Origin of the sequence: Chryseobacterium sp. RR2-3-20, from assembly GCF_017808115.1 — a bacterium.
GTDB classification, from domain to species: Bacteria; Bacteroidota; Bacteroidia; order Flavobacteriales; family Weeksellaceae; genus Chryseobacterium; species Chryseobacterium oryzae.
Map to the genome: position 1 here is coordinate 1 of NZ_JADQBD010000058.1, position 17324 is coordinate 17324.

16 protein-coding genes and 1 tRNA gene are annotated in these 17324 nt (G+C 33.7%); 2 read left to right on the top strand and 15 right to left on the bottom strand.

Features of this window, described 5'->3' with window-relative positions; translation table 11 throughout:
• Positions 1-293 precede the first annotated feature (293 nt).
• The 6 genes from IV513_RS12065 to rplK form a co-directional block, all read right to left on the bottom strand.
• Positions 294-971 carry a hypothetical protein gene (locus tag IV513_RS12065; protein WP_209390821.1) on the bottom strand — a complete coding sequence of 226 codons (678 nt, stop codon included), beginning with the start codon at positions 969-971 and terminating at the stop codon, positions 294-296.
• A 212-nt stretch (positions 972-1183) separates the two neighbouring features.
• Positions 1184-1624 carry a hypothetical protein gene (locus IV513_RS12070; RefSeq protein WP_209390822.1) on the bottom strand — a complete coding sequence of 147 codons (441 nt, stop codon included), beginning with the start codon at positions 1622-1624 and terminating at the stop codon, positions 1184-1186.
• Between the two features lie 581 nt (positions 1625-2205).
• A complete protein-coding gene (gene rplL, locus IV513_RS12075) occupies positions 2206-2574 on the bottom strand; it encodes a 50S ribosomal protein L7/L12 (protein WP_062697387.1) in 369 nt (122 codons plus the stop codon).
• Positions 2575-2622: 48 nt separating this feature from the next.
• Positions 2623-3213, bottom strand: a complete 591-nt coding sequence (gene rplJ, locus IV513_RS12080) for a 50S ribosomal protein L10 (protein WP_209390823.1) — start codon at positions 3211-3213, stop codon at positions 2623-2625.
• A gap of 17 nt (positions 3214-3230) precedes the next feature.
• Positions 3231-3923 carry a 50S ribosomal protein L1 gene (gene rplA / locus IV513_RS12085; RefSeq protein WP_089769827.1) on the bottom strand — a complete coding sequence of 231 codons (693 nt, stop codon included), beginning with the start codon at positions 3921-3923 and terminating at the stop codon, positions 3231-3233.
• An 11-nt stretch (positions 3924-3934) separates the two neighbouring features.
• Complete coding sequence (rplK, locus tag IV513_RS12090; RefSeq protein ID WP_209390824.1) at positions 3935-4378, bottom strand: 50S ribosomal protein L11; 444 nt, start codon at positions 4376-4378, stop codon at positions 3935-3937.
• 198 nt (positions 4379-4576) lie between these two features.
• On the opposite strand from rplK, the gene IV513_RS12095 reads away from it, so the two are divergent.
• Positions 4577-4843 (top strand): hypothetical protein, encoded by a 267-nt coding sequence (locus IV513_RS12095; protein WP_209390825.1) that lies wholly within the window; start codon positions 4577-4579, stop codon positions 4841-4843.
• Between the two features lie 155 nt (positions 4844-4998).
• Positions 4999-6438 (top strand): BspA family leucine-rich repeat surface protein, encoded by a 1440-nt coding sequence (locus IV513_RS16010; RefSeq protein ID WP_317196426.1) that lies wholly within the window; start codon positions 4999-5001, stop codon positions 6436-6438.
• Positions 6439-6776: 338 nt separating this feature from the next.
• Here IV513_RS16010 and nusG read toward each other — a convergent pair whose 3' ends face one another.
• The 9 genes from nusG to IV513_RS12145 all read right to left on the bottom strand — a co-directional run bounded on the left by nusG (position 6777) and on the right by IV513_RS12145 (position 17039).
• A complete protein-coding gene (nusG, locus tag IV513_RS12105) occupies positions 6777-7319 on the bottom strand; it encodes a transcription termination/antitermination protein NusG (RefSeq protein ID WP_209390827.1) in 543 nt (180 codons plus the stop codon).
• A gap of 18 nt (positions 7320-7337) precedes the next feature.
• The gene (gene secE / locus IV513_RS12110; RefSeq protein ID WP_089745513.1) at positions 7338-7544 is read right to left on the bottom strand and encodes a preprotein translocase subunit SecE; all 207 of its coding nucleotides are present in this window, start codon (positions 7542-7544) and stop codon (positions 7338-7340) included.
• Positions 7545-7556: 12 nt separating this feature from the next.
• A tRNA-Trp gene (locus tag IV513_RS12115) sits at positions 7557-7627 on the bottom strand.
• A gap of 55 nt (positions 7628-7682) precedes the next feature.
• Positions 7683-8888 carry an elongation factor Tu gene (tuf, locus tag IV513_RS12120; protein ID WP_209390828.1) on the bottom strand — a complete coding sequence of 402 codons (1206 nt, stop codon included), beginning with the start codon at positions 8886-8888 and terminating at the stop codon, positions 7683-7685.
• 346 nt (positions 8889-9234) lie between these two features.
• The gene (locus tag IV513_RS12125; protein WP_209390829.1) at positions 9235-12333 is read right to left on the bottom strand and encodes an efflux RND transporter permease subunit; all 3099 of its coding nucleotides are present in this window, start codon (positions 12331-12333) and stop codon (positions 9235-9237) included.
• A 148-nt stretch (positions 12334-12481) separates the two neighbouring features.
• On the bottom strand, positions 12482-13564 hold the full coding sequence (locus tag IV513_RS12130; RefSeq protein WP_209390830.1) for an efflux RND transporter periplasmic adaptor subunit: 1083 nt from the start codon (positions 13562-13564) through the stop codon (positions 12482-12484).
• A gap of 43 nt (positions 13565-13607) precedes the next feature.
• Complete coding sequence (locus IV513_RS12135; protein WP_209390831.1) at positions 13608-14849, bottom strand: TolC family protein; 1242 nt, start codon at positions 14847-14849, stop codon at positions 13608-13610.
• Between the two features lie 144 nt (positions 14850-14993).
• A complete protein-coding gene (locus IV513_RS12140; RefSeq protein WP_209390832.1) occupies positions 14994-16358 on the bottom strand; it encodes an ATP-binding protein in 1365 nt (454 codons plus the stop codon).
• Positions 16359-17039, bottom strand: coding sequence for a response regulator transcription factor (locus tag IV513_RS12145; RefSeq protein ID WP_209390833.1), 681 nt, complete (start codon positions 17037-17039; stop codon positions 16359-16361).
• Between the last annotated feature and the right edge of the window lie 285 nt (positions 17040-17324).

Below are 17324 nucleotides of genomic sequence, written 5' to 3' on the forward strand. Positions count from 1 at the left end.
ATCAAGGGGTTCTTTTTTGAAATTAAATGTAAAGCTAAATGTAAAATAGGTATTTAGGCTGTTTCTATTTTTAATAATTTTTATTTAGGACAGTATTGAGATAAATTAATTTGTGCATTAGTAGGATTACTCGTATATGTTACCTGTGAAAAAACAAATCCACTGATTAATACTAACAGCAAAAAGACATGTTTTTGTAAAGTTTTATAAATTTTTATTTTCATTGATTATAATGTATTAGACCGCTCAAAACTAAATGAGCGGAAATGTAAAAAAATATGCAATTATAGCTATCATATCATGGGAGGCGGTCTCACAGAAAAGACCTGAGAAAAACAAAAATCTAAAGACTTATTGTTATAGAATGTATATTTCTGTTGATGAATAAAATCCAAGGCTGATTTTATCATATATTGATTTTGAACAGAATTTATTTTAGAAAGATCGTGTTGATTTTGGTTTGGAACAACATAATCTATATTGATACGAGATGAAGCAATAAATTCTTCCGAAGAAGGAAAAACCTTAATATTTTTTAAGTTGAAAAATCCTTTTCGGGACTCATAATCAGCAATCTTATTTTTGATTTCCTTTAAAACCTCAAGCTCCTTTTTTTTATTTCCTTTGGCTATTTTGCTTTTAAAATCTTTAGATTCTCTTTCTATTTTTTTTGATGAGGCAATCAATAAAGTCTCACCATCATTCGGCTTTTTTATAGTAATATTCGCATCCTGAAGAATAATCTTATTGTTATTTACCTGCTGATTAAAACCTTTATCTGTAGAATAGATTTCAGCACCTCCTTTGATGACAAATACTGGAGATTGAAAAGTTCCAATACCCTCTTGCGCATTCGCAATATTATTAAAAAAGAATAAAAACCCTAATACCAACGTGCAGAAAGACTTCAAACCCAAGTCAAGGAATGATTTATTTTTGTTAATATTGGGATATTGTAGTATTTTATTCAATGGTTAAATAATATGTTTGCAAAGATAAAAATTTAATCCCAACCTAACATTACCACATCATTAACTTATTGCATTAAATCTCAATTTTTAAGGCAAAATATTAATTATTTAATAAAAATGATATATTTTTTTGTTAGATTATTTCTAAAACTTCAAAAAAGAGAGCCGTAAACGATTTCCCATTTTATTAATTTCATGACATATACGAATTATTAGCAATAATGGATTTTATTATTTGCTATTATATAAGACATTTTATTTTTATTTTTTTTCTCCGAACTTTTCTCCTTCTCCTTCTCCTTCTCCTTCTCCTTTTTCAAATCCTTTTCTTTTTTCAGTTCACTATTTTCTGTAATTGTGCCCCTTTCTTGCTTTGGAGTTGTCATTTTAAGATTTCCAACTCCTTTTTTATTATTTTGATAAGCAATATCAGCTTTATCACGAATAATTTTATTGGATGAAATTTGGTCATTAAAAGCATTGTCAGACGAAAAAAGTGTTGCCCCGTCTTTTAAAGCAATAGTAGGCTTCGGAATTTTGTTGTTTGCGGAATCTTTTGTCTGTGCGTAAGTATTACTACTTAACAGATAAAGGGCAAAAAAAAGACTTACACAGAATGTTTTTAAAACATTAGAATTATTTATTTTTTCCAAAGCAAAAGGAAAATATCTTTTTAGTTTTCACTGAATATTTCCGAATGCAAAACTACATAAGTTTTGTGACTTAAATCATAAAATTAACATAACCATAATGAATATTTTCAATAAATACATTTAAAAAAGCGAAATATTTTATTTAATCAACAATTAAATGAATTAAAATCGTATATATTAATGAAAAGAATTTAACGCCACTGAATTTAAAGTAAACATTAATTTCAATAATAAGTAAAAGCTTTTCCATCTTACTCAAATGAATAAAAAAACACTTCTTTTGAAGTGTTTTAAATCAAATTTAATTTTAAAATCTAAAGTCTTCAATACTACCAAACATTACCGTTAAAAACTGCTAAAAGTTTTTTTGTAGTATCATTCCCGGAACCGGATGCGGATTGGCAACTTTTGGTAAGAAAATCACCTTATTGGCATCTTCCAAAAATAAATTTCAGAAATACAAGTGACTATATTTATACAATATTTTAAATTATTACTCTACACTTCTATTCTAATGTAGATACTAAAAAAAGAAGCGACAAACTTAGTTTGTCGCTTCTCTTATATCTAAAAATTGAAAATTATTTCAATTCTACTTCAGCACCAGCTTCTTCAAGTTGTTTTTTAAGAGCTTCTGCTTCGTCTTTAGAGATACCAGTTTTGATTGGAGCAGGAGCACCATCTACGATATCTTTAGCTTCTTTAAGACCAGCACCAGTTAAATCTTTTACCAATTTAACGATAGCTAATTTAGAAGCACCTGCAGACTTAAGAATTACATCGAATTCAGTCTTTTCTTCAGCAGCATCACCTGCACCACCTGCAGCAACTACTACTGCAGCAGCAGCTGGCTCAATTCCGTACTCATCCTTAAGGATAGCAGCTAATTCGTTTACGTCTTTTACTGTTAAGTTTACTAGCGTTTCAGCTAAATTTTTTAAATCTGACATTGTTGTAATGTTTTTTTGTTGATTATTTATCTATTTTTTTGAGTGTAATTATTCAGCAGCTGGAGCTTCTCCTTCTGCAGCAGCTTCTGGAGTTTCAGTAGCTGGAGTTTCTTCTTCAGCAGGAGTTGCAACTTCTTCAGTCGCCGCTTCTCCAGAAGCTTCAGATTTGTTTTGAAGAGCAGAAACGACTCTTTGGATTGGAGACTGAAGCAATCCGATGATTTCACCGATCATTTCTTCTCTAGACTTAATGTTTGCAAGTGCACCTAAGTTCTCGTCACCAACATAGAAAGTTTCCTGAAGATAAGCAGACTTCAATGCTGGTTTCTCTTCTTTCTTTCTGAATCCTTGAATTAATTTTGCAGGAGCGTTTGCTGTTTCAGAAATTAAAATAGCAGAGTTTCCTTTAAAAGTAGGGAACATTTCAGAGTAATCTACTCCTTCCATTTGTTCCATTGCTTTTTGCAAAAGTGTATTTTTTACTACTTTTACTTTGATATTTTGCTTGAAAGCCTGTCTTCTGAAATCAGAAGATTTAGCAGCGTTCAAACCTTCTAGATCTGCTACGTAAACTACTTTTGCATCCTGAAGCAAATCTTTGATCTCTTGTATTGCTACAACTTTTTGGTCTTTTGTCATTGTCTTAGGATTTATAATTAGTTAACAGATTTAGTATCGATTGCAATACCAGGACTCATTGTAGAAGACAAATAAATAGACTTCACGTAAGTTCCTTTTGCAGCAGTCGGCTTCAACTTGATTAATGTCGAGATTAATTCCTGAGCATTTTCTTTAAGTTTAGCAGCATCAAAAGACACTTTACCGATACCAGCGTGGATGATACCATATTTATCTACTTTGAAATCGATTTTACCAGACTTTACTTCAGAAACTGCTTTCCCGATTTCCATCGTTACAGTACCTGATTTAGGGTTTGGCATAAGACCTCTTGGTCCTAATACTCTACCCAATGGTCCTAATTTACCCATTACAGCTGGCATTGTTACGATAACGTCAACATCTGTCCAACCTTCTTTGATTTTTTGTAAATACTCATCAAGACCAACATAATCAGCACCAGCTTCTTTAGCTTCTGCTTCTTTATCCGGCGTTACAAGAGCAAGAACTTTAACGTCCTTACCAGTTCCGTGAGGAAGAGATACTACACCTCTTACCATTTGGTTTGCTTTTCTTGGATCTACACCTAGTCTAACAGCGATATCTACAGACGCGTCAAACTTTGCGAAATTTACTTCTTTTACCAAAGCAGATGCTTCGTCAAGATTATAAATTTTGTTTTTTTCTACTTTGCTTAAAGCTTCTTTTTGCTTCTTCGTTAATTTTGCCATTTCTCTAAGTTTTAAGCGTTAGTTGGTTTAGTTCCTGTTACTCTCAATCCCATAGATCTAGCAGTACCTGCAACCATAGAAAGAGCTGAATCCAAAGTAAAGCAGTTTAGGTCACTCATTTTATCTTCAGCGATCTTTTTTACCTGATCCCAAGATACAGCACCTACTTTGTTTCTGTTTGGTTCTCCGGATCCACCCTTGATTTTAGCCGCATCCATCAACTGGATTGCTGCAGGAGGAGTTTTAATTACGAATTCAAAAGATTTGTCTTCGTACACTGTAATTACTACAGGTAAAACTTGTCCTGGCTTATCTTGAGTTCTTCCGTTAAATTGTTTACAAAACTCCATGATGTTCACACCTGCAGAACCCAAAGCTGGACCTACTGGTGGAGAAGGGTTAGCTGCGCCACCTTTCACCTGAAGCTTTACCATTTTAAAGACTTTTTTAGCCATTTTTTATTTTTTAAATTTGAATAATTAATGAGTTTGGAAGCATTATTATTCAGCAGGTTATCCATTCTCACATTAGATAATCCTACTTTTCGGACTGCAAAATTATAAAATATTTTTGAAATAGCAAACGGAATGAGTTGATTTTTAGAAAGATTTACTTTTTATTTTTTCATAAATTTACTTACCAAACAATAATTTATGAAACATTACTTTATATTTTTGATGTTCATCTTTTCTTCAACATCATTTTTGAAGGCTCAGAATGAATTCATCACAGTATGGAAACCAAGCAATACCGGCATTATACCATCACAAAGTACTTCTACCCAAATCTATTTTCCAGGTGTGGGAAATAACTATACAATTTATTGGGAGGAAGTGGGATATCCTGCGCATAATGCAACAATTAACAATGTAACTTCTGCTCTTAATGTACCTTTGCTCATTGATTTGGGAATGCTTTAAATCCCATTCCCACAAATGCCACTTATGAACTAAAAGTTAGGCAGGGCAGCGGAAATTTCCACAGAATATGCTTCTATGCTCCTACTCTTATTTACAGAGGAGACAGCCATAAAATCATCAATATAAAACAATGGGGAGACATTGCATGGTCTAGTATAGAAAGGGCTTTTCATTTTTGTAATAATATGGATGTGACCGCTACAGATTTGCCTAACCTTACCCAACTAAACAACATGAATGGGATGTTTTTCGACTGCAATTCTTTAGTTGGAAATATCACATTTGGAAATTGGAATGTTTCTAATGTAACCAATTTCTCTCAATGCTTTACAAATACCTATTTATTTAACCAGCCTGTTAATAATTGGAATATGTCTAATGCTGTAAATATTTCATATATGTTTGGCGGGTGTAATTCATTTAATCAACCTGTAGGAGTTTGGGACACCTCAAATGTTCAGGATATGTCGGGAGTATTTTTCAATAATCTTATATTTAACCAACCTTTATCTAATTGGAATACCTCTAGAGTTACCAATATGTCTGCACTTTTCTCTGATACAGAAGTTTTTAACCAACCTATTGAGAATTGGGATACTTCTAAGGTTACGAATATGAGTTATCTTTTTTCTAGTAGTAAAATGTTTAACCAACCAATTCAGAACTGGGATACATCTAAAGTTATCAATATGCAGGCTATGTTTCTCAACACAGAATCATTTAATCAGCCCATCAACAACTGGAATACATCTTTGGTTACCGATATGTCTGCTATGTTTAGAGAAACCGACAGCTTCAATCAGCCGATTTCTAATTGGAATACTTCATTGGTTACCAACATGAAAGATATGTTTGCCAATGCCACAAAGTTCAATCAACCCATAGGCAACTGGAATATTTCACTTGTTACCGACATGAGCCATATGTTTTTTGGAGCATTGCTTTTTAATCAACCCATAGGAAGTTGGAATACTTCTAACGTTACCAATATGTTTTCTATGTTTAGTAATGCACCGGTATTTAACAGGCCATTAACGAATTGGAACACTTCTTCTGTAAACGATATGAGAATGATGTTTAAACAAGCATCATCTTTCAACCAAAATTTAGGTTTCTTAAACTTGAGCTCCGTAGTGCAACTTACTTCGATGCTTGATCTTTCTGGTTTATCTTGCACCAATTATAATTCAACCCTTCAAGGATGGTCTGCTAACAATCTAACACCTTCTAATTTATCTTTAGGCGCTTCGGGACTGAAATATTCTACAACACAAGCAACTGCATCACGAAATAATCTTATAACCAATAAAAGCTGGATTATAACAGGTGATTATTTCGATGCTGAATGCGATCCTCTTTCTACATCTGAAAGCACAAAAACTCAATTATCCCTTTATCCAAATCCGGTTAAAAATAAACTATTTTTCTCTGAGAAACTTACTGATATCGCAATTTTCACAATAGACGGCAGGCTCTTAATTAAAAAAAATAATGGAAATGATATTAATCTTTCTGAGTTACCGAATGGAATATACATTTTGAAAGCAGAAACCCAGACGAAAGAAAAGATAATAAGAAAGATTATTAAAGAGTAAATAATCGCACAAAATTCTATTGAGATTGAAAAAATTGTTTCTTTTAAGCTGAAATTTCTTTATTAAAATATAGTGGTTTATAACTATAGAAATAATTTATTTAACTTGAGTTCTGGATAAGATAAATTTAAATTACTGATTTTAAAATCTATTATTATTAAAACGCAAAGGTAAACGATGCAATATTTACTTTATCAAAAACTTTGTTTAGCTCTGCGTTTTATAAATTCTAGTCTTGAACTCACTTTTTTTTAACTGAACTTCAAAAAACATGAAATTCAAGCAATAAAAAAACCGTTCATATTCTGAACGGTTTTTCTATTATTTATAAGTAAAAGTTATACTTTTTCTACTTGCATATAGCTTAATTCCATTGGAGTTTTTCTTCCGAAAATTAAAACTGAAACTTCAATTTTCTTTTTATCCTCAAGAATTTTTTCTACAGTTCCGTTGAAGCCGTTGAATGGTCCATCAACAACCTTAACATTTTCACCTACTATGAATGGAATTTCTGCGTCTGTAGCAAATTCAGAAAGTTCATCCATTCTGCCTAGCATTCTGTTAACCTCAGATTTTCTCATTGGTACAGGATCTCCTCCCTTAGTAAGGCTTAAGAAAGAAATAACACCAGGAATATTTTTAATGATGTGAGGAATTTCTCCCATTAAATCTGCTTCTACCATTAGATAACCAGGATAATATGGCTTTTCTTTTGGCACTTTTTTCCCATTTCTAAGCTGAATAACCTTTTCCATAGGAATAACTACCTGAGTTACATACTGCTCAAACCCTAAACGTTTGATTTCTGTCTCAATATAGTTTTTCACTTTATTTTCCTGTCCGCTGATCGCTTTCAGCACATACCATTTCAATTCGCTCATTATGGAAAATATCTTTTATTAGTTGAAGCTGTTGATCAAAATTCCTATAATGTTGCTGATTGCTTTAGAAAACAATTCATCAACTCCGAAAGTAAAAAGAGACAAAATTACAGTAGCTACAGTTACTACGATTGTAGAAGACTGCAAATCTGCCCATTTTGGCCATTCAACTTTATGTCTGAATTCGTTATAAGAACCTTTTAAAAAATCGACAAATGAACTCATAATTTATATTTGCACGGGCACAAGGATTCGAACCCTGATCAACGGTGTTGGAGACCGGTATCCTACCATTGGACGATGCCCGTAGATTAAAAGCTTCCGTAAGACTTTCCTTACGGAAGCTTTTTGTATTTTAATTAATTACTCGATGATTTCAGTAACCTGACCAGCACCTACTGTTCTACCACCTTCTCTGATCGCGAATCTAAGACCCTCGTTAAGAGCGATTGGTTGTAACAATTCTACTGTAATAGTTAAGTTATCACCAGGCATTACCATTTCTACACCTTCTGGTAAGAAGATCTCACCTGTAACGTCAGTAGTTCTTACATAGAACTGAGGACGGTATTTGTTGTGGAATGGAGTGTGACGTCCACCTTCTTCTTTAGAAAGGATATAAACCTCAGCTTTGAATTTTTTGTGTGGTTTAACAGAATCTTTCTTAGCGATAACCATACCTCTCTTGATGTCAGTTTTTTCAATACCTCTCAACAATAGACCTACGTTATCACCAGCTTCACCTCTGTCTAGGATTTTTCTGAACATCTCAACCCCTGTAATTGTAGAAGTTAATTTTTCATCACCCATACCAACGATATCAACTGGATCACCAGTATTGATAACACCAGCCTCGATTCTACCAGTTGCTACAGTACCTCTACCTGTAATAGAGAATACGTCTTCAATTGGCATCAAGAATGGCTTATCCTGATCTCTTACAGGCTGCTCGATCCAAGTATCAACTGCATCCATTAATTCTTCAACAGTTTTGAACCACTTATCATCAGAGTTACCTTCAGTTGCTGCAGTAAGAGCACCAAGAGCAGACCCTTGGATTACTGGAGAGTTATCTCCATCATATTCGTAAGTAGATAATAAATCTCTAAGTTCTAATTCAACAAGCTCTAAAAGCTCAGCATCATCCACCATATCCACTTTGTTCATGAAAACAACGATTCTTGGTACGTTTACCTGACGGCAAAGAAGGATGTGCTCTCTAGTTTGAGGCATTGGCCCATCAGTTGCAGCACATACTAAGATAGCTCCATCCATCTGAGCAGCACCAGTTACCATGTTCTTTACGTAATCCGCGTGACCTGGACAGTCAACGTGAGCATAGTGTCTGTTAGCAGTTTCATACTCGATGTGAGCAGTATTAATAGTGATACCTCTTTCTTTTTCTTCTGGAGCAGAGTCAATCGCAGAGAAGTCTTTTTTCTCAGCAAGACCCTTACTAGCTAATACAGCAGAAATAGCTGCAGTAAGTGTAGTTTTACCATGGTCAACGTGACCAATAGTACCAATGTTCAAGTGTGGTTTGTTACGATTAAACGTTTCCTTTGCCATGATTTAAATTATTTATTTTATTGTTTTATTCAAATTTTCGGTGTGCAAATATAATGAATTTTTATATACCAAAATCTTTTTATCGAAAAAAGTTTAATATTCAAACCCAGTAAAGTTACAAACCTCATCATTTCTGTAAACAGAACTGCAAATTTAAACAAAAAATATGATAAAAAAAATTGCAGTTCTAAAATCAGTAATGATTTTCTTCACTATATGTTCTAATTAACTTCATTTTAACGATAATAAAAAAACGTTTTAATAAAGATAATTCCAACAGACGCATTATAAAGGGGTACGAAATGGATGTAACTGCATCCAGTTTTTATTAGTTAATTTCATCATTTTAAATAATTTCAGATTTTTTGCTGCGGTTAAAAATCCAGAAAATAATAGGAAAAATAAGAAGGGTAAGAACGGTAGCCGTAATCAGCCCACCAATAATTACAATCGCCAAAGGTTTTTGAGATTCTGAGCCAATTCCCGTAGATAATGCCGCCGGCATAAGCCCTATGGATGCCATTAATGCAGTCATAATAACTGGTCTCGTACGCGATTTCACTCCATTTAAAATCGAATTGTCCAGCGACAGACCATTTTTAACATTCTGATGAAATTCTGTGATGAGAATTACGCCATTCTGTATGCAGATTCCGAGTAAAGCAATCATTCCAACACCTGCAGAAATTCCAAAATTCATGTGGGTGATGTGAAGTGCGATAATCCCCCCAATGAGAGCAAAAGGTACGTTTGCCAATACCAAAAGAGAATCTTTCATGTTCCCGAAAAGAATGAACAACAGAAAAAATATCCCCAAAATACTTATTGGAACCACCTGAGTAAGTCTTTTTGTTGCCCTTTGCTGGTTTTCGAACTGACCCGTCCAGCCAATTTTGTATCCTTCTGGTAAAGTTATTTTATCAACTTCTTTCTGTGCATCGGAAATTGTTCCACCCAAATCTCGATCTCGGATGGAAAATTTCACACCAATATATCTTTTGATATCATCGCGGTAAATGAAAGCAGCCCCGTTATTTTTCTCAATATTGGCAACTTCTTTCAGGGGAATCATGGTTCCATCCTGTGTCGGAATCATTAATGATGCAATATCATTTTCGTCTTTTCTATACTCTTCAGAATATCTCAGTCTTATGGGAAATTTTCTTTCTCCGTCATACATTTCGGAAGCAGTTTTTCCTCCAAAAGCCATCTCCAGAACAGTTTGTGCATCTTCGGGCATCACGCCGTACGCCGCCATTTTATTTCTGTCCCAAACTACATTTACTTCTGGCTGACCGATATTTTTAATAATTCCCGCATCTCGTACTCCATCTACATTTTTTATTGATTTTAAAACTTTTTCGGCCAACTCATCTAATGTCTGAAGATTATCACCATATATTTTAATTCCGTTTTCAGCTTTAAAACCGGCAACTGCTTCTGCAACATTATCTGAAATGGGCTGTGAATAATTGAACGTTATTCCCTGATAGTTTCTGAGCTTTTTATCTATATCCTCAATGAGCTGTTCGTAATTAATTTTACGTTTCCACTCGTTTTTAGGTTTCAAATTGACGGCAAACTGTACAAATCCAAATCCATTAGGGTCGGTTCCGTCATTACTTCGTCCTGTTTGAGACAAAACATCGGTAACTTCCGGAACACTCATAATATCTTTTTTCAAAATATCGGCTGTTTTTAGAGATTCTTTTAATGAAGAACTCATCGGCATTTCGGCAGTAATCCAAAGTGAACCTTCATTAAGCTGCGGTAAAAATTCAGTTCCTAAAAATTTAGCAGAAAAAAGACTTACCACCATAAAGCCAATTGCAACCATTAAGCTGAGTTTTTTATTTTTGAATGTAAACTGAAACCCTCTTAAAACAATTCTGTCCCAAAAATTAACAAACGGATTATTTTTTTCCCTTACGTTTTTATTTAAAAGTAAATGAGTAAGTACAGGAACCAATGTGAGGGTAAAGATAAGGGCTCCCATTAATGCAAAACCGAGTGTAAATGCTAATGGAGAAAACATTTTGCCTTCAACTTTCTGAAACGAAAAGATGGGGATCAGCGAAGTAATAATAATTAATTTCGAAAAGAAAATTGCTTTCCCTAAGCCTGTTCCTGTCTGCTTAATCCAACCTGCTTTAGCTAATTTATTGAATCTTTCTTCACCATATTTTTTAGCTTTATGATCGAGCATTACAAAAATCCCTTCAACCATGACGACCGCTCCATCAATAATAATCCCGAAATCTACAGCTCCAAGAGATAAAAGATTGGCACTCATCCCTGCCATTTTCAAGCATAAAAAAGCGAAAAGCAAAGAGAGAGGAATGATGATGGAAACAATAAGTGTTGTTCTCCAGTCTGCCATAAAAATTAACACGATTACGGTTACTAAAACAATTCCTTCCAGCAAATTATGCATTACCGTTTCGGTGGTAAAGTCCATAAGATTGTCTCGATCGTAAAAAGTGACCATTTTTACATCTTTAGGAAGAATTTTTTCGTTCAGCTCCTTTATCTTATCTTTCACACCAACCAGAACTTCTCTTGGGTTCTCCCCTTTTCTCATTACAACGATACCTTCTACGGTGTCTTCATGCTTATTAAGTCCCGCCTGTCCCACTCTTGGTAAAGAACTTTCGTGAACTTCCGCAACATTTTTTACCAAAATAGGATTTCCGTTATCGTTATGAATAGTAATATTGCCAATATCATCTACAGACTGCACGAGCCCGATTCCTCTTACTACATACGCCTGTCCGTTTTTCTCAATAATATCTCCACCAACATTCAGATTGCTTTTGGTAACAGCTTCATATACTTCGAGAGGTGTTAAGCCATATTTATCCAATGCTCTCGGATCGGTACTCAACTCAAAAACTTTTTCCTGACCTCCAAAAACATTAATATCTGCAACTCCGGGAACTCCCCGAAGAGCACGGTCTACCACCCAGTTTTGCAACGTTAAAAGCTCCCGAGAATCTTTTGTTTTGCTTTCTAAGGTATATCTGAAAATTTCTCCGGTCGGTCCATAAGGCGGCTGAACTTCAGGATCTATACCTTCCGGAAGACTTACATTTCGAAGTTGGTTATTCACCATATTTCTGGCAAATGTATCGTCTACCCCGTCATCAAAAAGAATTTTCACAATCGAAAGCCCAAACATGGTTGTGCTTCTCACACTGGTTTTTTTCTGAACCGGACTCATCGCCAATTCTATCGGAGTGGTTACAAAACGTTCCACTTCCTCTGCACTTCTGCCTTCCCATTGGGTAATAATAACAATTTGGGTATTGGTTACATCCGGAAAAGCTTCAATGGGCATATTTTTGAAACTTATGAATCCCGCTATCGCCAAAATACCAACCCAAATAAATGTGAAAGCCTTATTTTTAAGTGAAAACGAGATGATATTTTTTATAAACTTATTCATTTGAAAGATGTTTGGTATCAGATTTTAGTTTTGTTTTAAAAACTGATATTAATTGTATCTTAATGATTTAAAATCAAAAAGAAAATGAAATTTTAAGCTGAATTATTTAACTAAAACCATTAAAAAAATGCATTACAATGGTAAAATTTTAATTTTTCAACGATCTGTAAATTAAAAGCTGATTATTGGTAATTACATTTTCTCCTTCCTGAACGCCCTCTGAAATGTAGGTGATATCTCCTGCCTGTTTCAAAACCTGAATTTCTTTGATTCTTACATCTGTTCTGGATTTAAAAACAACCACATAATTTCTGTCATCATCAAAAATAACAGCCTTAGACGGAATAGAAAGTGCCATCTTATTTTCAGATTTTGAAACTTTTATTGTTGCCTTACTATCGGGAATCAGTAAACCATTGGCATTGTCCAATACCACTCTGGCCTGCATTGCATTGGTTTTTGGATCTATAATTTTGAATATTTTATCAATTTTACCATCAAAAATTTTATCGGGATAAGAAAGTGTAGATACCTGAGCCGGCATTCCTAAACTGATTTTATCTATATCCGATTCGTTAACATTCATAATTGCCCAGACATTTGTAGTATTGGCAACATCAAAAATATTTTCGCTCCGGTCGCTTCTCAACTGCATATCTTTATTGATGTCTTTATGAACAATATATCCGCTAATAGGTGCTAAAACGCTATAAATATTGCCATTTTTAACATTGTAAACCGTACTTACCGCACTTGCTCTCTGCAACTGATCCTGTGCTTTCTGAAGCTGGCTTTTAGCTTCCAAAACTTCTCGTTCTGTAGTAAGCTTTCCTTCATACATTTCTTTGGCAACCCGAACATTATTTTTAGCAACTACAAGATCTGTTTTCGCATCGCTAACATCTTTCTGGATTTCTGCCAATTCCGTACTTCTTATTGTTGCCAAAACCTGTCCTTTTTTTACATAATCTCCCAGTTCTACATTTACACTCATCACATTTCCTCCAACCAAAGGATAAACATCAATGTAAGAATTGGCATCAGCGGCAATTTTCCCATAAAAACTGTAAAAATCTTCTATTTGGCTTTTTTCTACTTTTGCGGTAGAAATAGATTCCAACATCGTATTACTGAGTTCAAAACCTTTTGGATCAGGCATTTTTGCAATTTCCGGCTTTGAGCATGACCATAACAATAATGCTGAAATTAAGGATATCATTATTTTTTTCATTGTAGATGATTATTTTAGACGCAATACGTCTTAATTTTAAATATTAATAGAAAATTTTGGTTTGTACTAATTGCTTAAGTTTTTCGGCAGCCTGAATCAGTTCATTTTTCATGTCATAAATCTGAAGTGCTGTCTGGCGGTAGCTTTCCATAAAATCTGTAAATTCTATAAGACTCACATTTCCGTTTCTGAAATTTTTCAGCATTCCGTTATAAACCAGATCAAGATTATCCAAGTCGGTCGATTTTATTTCAGCAAGCTGGTCGAACTGGTTTTTCCACATTTGGTATGCAGCCTGAACTTTGGTCTCCAAATCAAGTTTTTGGAATTCGGCATTTTTTTGATTTTGCTTAATGGCATATTTGGCTTTCTCTACATTGCCTCTGTTACTTTTCCAAAGAGGCAGAGGAATTCCTACTTTTAAATTAATTTCATTGTTAAAAGTTCCTGAAGCCTGATCGTATTCGGCTCCCACAGTAAGATCGGGAACATTTAAAGATTTTTGCCACAAGGCATATAATTGAGAATTTTCAATCAGTTTCAATCCAAAAAGATAATCTGCGTTGTTTTCTATCGCTTTTCTTTTAAGATCTTCTTCGTTGCCGAAAGGTTGTGATGCAAGAATTTCTTTGGCTTCGTTATCAGAAATTTCGGGTTCTACACCTTCAGAAATTCCGGTAAGAACTTTCAGGTTCTGTTCAAATTCAAGAATATTTTTATTGATTTCAATTTTATCATTATTCAACTGAATCACAATACTTTGTAACCGAACCTCATCTTTCAGAGAAACATTTCCTTTTGCAGACTGAATTTTATACGCTTTCAGCAAATCATTCATATACCCAAGCTGCTTGTTGATATTTTCAAGTTTGAGTTTTTCGTAATAAAGATTATAATAATTGGTACGAAGCTGTGTACGCAATTCTACAAGAAGCTGAGAAAACTGAAGCTGTGCCAATTCTTTATTAGATTTTGCAAAGGCAATTTCATTCTTTTTTTTGCCTCCCATGTAGATGAGCTGGCTCACTTCCAGTCCTTTTGCTTTATTAACATTTAAAAAACGTTTTCCTTCAGGGTTGTATCCATTGATGTAACCACTTATTTGAGGAAGTTCCCATATTTTAGCCTGCAAAACATCGGCATCTGCCATATTTATGCTGTACTGTTCCGCCAAAAGCTGAAGATTATTTTGCTGAAAGGCATTTTCACACTCCAAAAGTGACATTTGCTGCTGTGCTGAAAACAAGGAAGATATCATCACCAACAGTCCTGCAATTTTGTTCATTTCTCTAAATTTTGAGACAAAAATGCCGTTATACGATTAAAAGTAACTTAAATGAACCTTAAAAAAATATTAAATTCTAAGATAAAGAACCATTGATGATTAGGTTTCTTTGAAAAAGAAAAAGATAATGCAGCAATTATAAAACTACTTATTGAAAACTATAGTGAACTCGTTTTGATTGTCTAAAGGCGAAGTGTAAATAATATCTGCACCGTGATATTCTAAAATTCTTTTTACAATTCTTAAACCCAAGCCGGAACCGGAAATATTCTGAGAATTATTTCCACGCATAAAAGCCTCGAAAAGTTTCGGCTGTTCTTCTTTAGAAATTGTCTTTCCTTCTGAATTTACCTGAACAAAAATTTGGTTATCTGTTTCTGTAATTAGAATTTTCGCTTCTGCGTTGTCCGAATAAACGGCTGCATTTTTAAGCAAATTGATAAATACGATGGTGAGCAAAGAAGAAACTCCATTAATGGTTAAGAAAGCATTTTCTTCATTATTTTCAGAAATAAGAAAGTCCATTTTAAGTTCTGAATAGCTTTTTTTAACGGTTTCGAAAGACTCAAAAATAACTTCATCTATTCGTACTTCTTCATAAATGCTCTGTATATTTTCTTTATCGAATTTTGTAAGCAGCATTAAAGAATTGGTAAGATCGGAAAGCTGATAAACATCTTTCAGCATCTGTTTCAGAGAAGAAACAGTTTGCGGAGAATGCTCGCCAAATTTAATAAGATTTTCGAGCTGAAATGCCATTCTGGTAATGGGTGTACGAATTTCGTGAGAAGCACTTGCCGTAAAATCTTTCTGCGACTGAAAAACATCATTCAGTCTTACAATCATGGTATTAAAAGACTGTGCTAGAATGCTTATTTCATCATTCGACTGCTCTACGGGGATTTGAGTGGTTAATTTATGAGCTGTAACTTCAGAAATTTCTTTATTCAAATCTTCCAAAGGTTGAAGAAATTTACCCATAAAATAATATGAGAAGAACCCGATAAGCAAGGTACATGTTATAAAGGCAGTAATTAAAAGATATTTAAGATACTCCAGTTTAGATTTCCCATTGGTGTCGTAAGCACTGGTAAGAATATAATAGTTTTCTCCATTTATTTTTTTCAGAGAAGCATATACTTCGGGAATAGATTCTTCGGTGTAAATATCTTTTTTCTGGTCTAATTCCGCAAGCAGATTCTTATCCCAAGTTACTTTCTGATCTTTTATGGTACTGTAAATAAGCTCTTTCTCACCATTAAAAATAAGAATCGTTTCATTTAAAAGAAAGTTATCTGAATTTTCATTAAAAAAGATAGGGGCTTCTTGTTCGAAATTTTTAGATTTCGAAATAAAATTGGTAGTAAACCCTAGTCGTCTTACAAATCTTTCCTTGAATTCTTCCCGGCGGAAGTCGTTGAAAGATATATAAATAATAATAAGTACAACCCCAAATAGCAACGAAAACGATACACTTAACGTAAGTGCAATCTTTCTTTTTAAAGACATTTACAATGGGTTTAAGTAATATCCAAATCCAGAACGTGTATGTATAAGTTTTACTTTATATTCTCTGTCTATTTTTTTTCGTAGAAAATTAATGTAAACCTCCACTGTATTGGTATTGGTATTAAAATTATGTTCCCAAACATTTTCTGTAATTTGCTGCTTAGAAACCGTTCTGCCCTGTGCTTCTGCAAGATATACCAAAAGCTGAAATTCTTTTAATGTTAAAGCAATCTCATTTCCTGAACGGAAAACCTTTTGCTCCGTTTTATTAATTATCAAATCATCAATCCTTATAATATCGGCATCCACACTTTCGGAAGGAACTTTTCTTCTTAATAAAGAATTAATGCGTAAAAGCAATTCTTCAAACTGAAAAGGCTTTACCAGATAATCGTCTGCAAGTCTTGTAAAAGCATCTTTTTTATCAGAAATATCTCCGTAAGCCGAAATAATAATGATGGGCGTATTTTTATCGAACGAACGAATGGTTTGGCAAACATCCAGCCCATTCATTTTGGGAACATTAATATCCATTAAATACAAATCGTAATAATTGTTTTTTATCTGACGAAGAAAAGTTTCCCCATCATAAATTTTATCACAATTGAAATTATTGGATTCTAAAAACTTACTCAGTTCCGCGGAGAGAATTAAATCGTCTTCCAGTAAAAGAATATTCATGAATAAATTATTTATGACGAATTTACTGAATTTTAAATTGAATTTCCGAAATTTTAAATCTGATGAATTACATATATGTTTTCTAAAATCAAGCGTAATGCTGATATTCATCTACAAATATCAGAACAAATATATGATTTTAAACATATTTTGTGCATATTTTAAGTAAATTATATTGAAAATAAGGGATCAGTTTCAAAAGTTGGGGATTAATATTAAAAATTGATATTTTTGCAGAGGATGAAAACAGAAGACCTACTCAAGTTATTATTGCCTGAATACTTA

Bases quoted from the DNA above. Each gene is read 5' to 3' on its own strand.
- nusG (WP_209390827.1), bottom strand. From the start codon at position 7,319: ATGAGCGAATTGAAATGGTATGTGCTGAAAGCGATCAGCGGACAGGAA.
- IV513_RS12145 (WP_209390833.1), bottom strand. From the start codon at position 17,039: ATGAATATTCTTTTACTGGAAGACGATTTAATTCTCTCCGCGGAACTG.
- IV513_RS12130 (WP_209390830.1), bottom strand. From the start codon at position 13,564: ATGAAAAAAATAATGATATCCTTAATTTCAGCATTATTGTTATGGTCA.
- IV513_RS12095 (WP_209390825.1), top strand. From the start codon at position 4,577: ATGAAACATTACTTTATATTTTTGATGTTCATCTTTTCTTCAACATCA.
- secE (WP_089745513.1), bottom strand. From the start codon at position 7,544: ATGAGTTCATTTGTCGATTTTTTAAAAGGTTCTTATAACGAATTCAGA.
- rplL (WP_062697387.1), bottom strand. From the start codon at position 2,574: ATGTCAGATTTAAAAAATTTAGCTGAAACGCTAGTAAACTTAACAGTA.
- IV513_RS12135 (WP_209390831.1), bottom strand. From the start codon at position 14,849: ATGAACAAAATTGCAGGACTGTTGGTGATGATATCTTCCTTGTTTTCA.
- tuf (WP_209390828.1), bottom strand. From the start codon at position 8,888: ATGGCAAAGGAAACGTTTAATCGTAACAAACCACACTTGAACATTGGT.
- rplK (WP_209390824.1), bottom strand. From the start codon at position 4,378: ATGGCTAAAAAAGTCTTTAAAATGGTAAAGCTTCAGGTGAAAGGTGGC.
- rplJ (WP_209390823.1), bottom strand. From the start codon at position 3,213: ATGACAAAAGACCAAAAAGTTGTAGCAATACAAGAGATCAAAGATTTG.
- IV513_RS12140 (WP_209390832.1), bottom strand. From the start codon at position 16,358: ATGTCTTTAAAAAGAAAGATTGCACTTACGTTAAGTGTATCGTTTTCG.
- IV513_RS12125 (WP_209390829.1), bottom strand. From the start codon at position 12,333: ATGAATAAGTTTATAAAAAATATCATCTCGTTTTCACTTAAAAATAAG.
- rplA (WP_089769827.1), bottom strand. From the start codon at position 3,923: ATGGCAAAATTAACGAAGAAGCAAAAAGAAGCTTTAAGCAAAGTAGAA.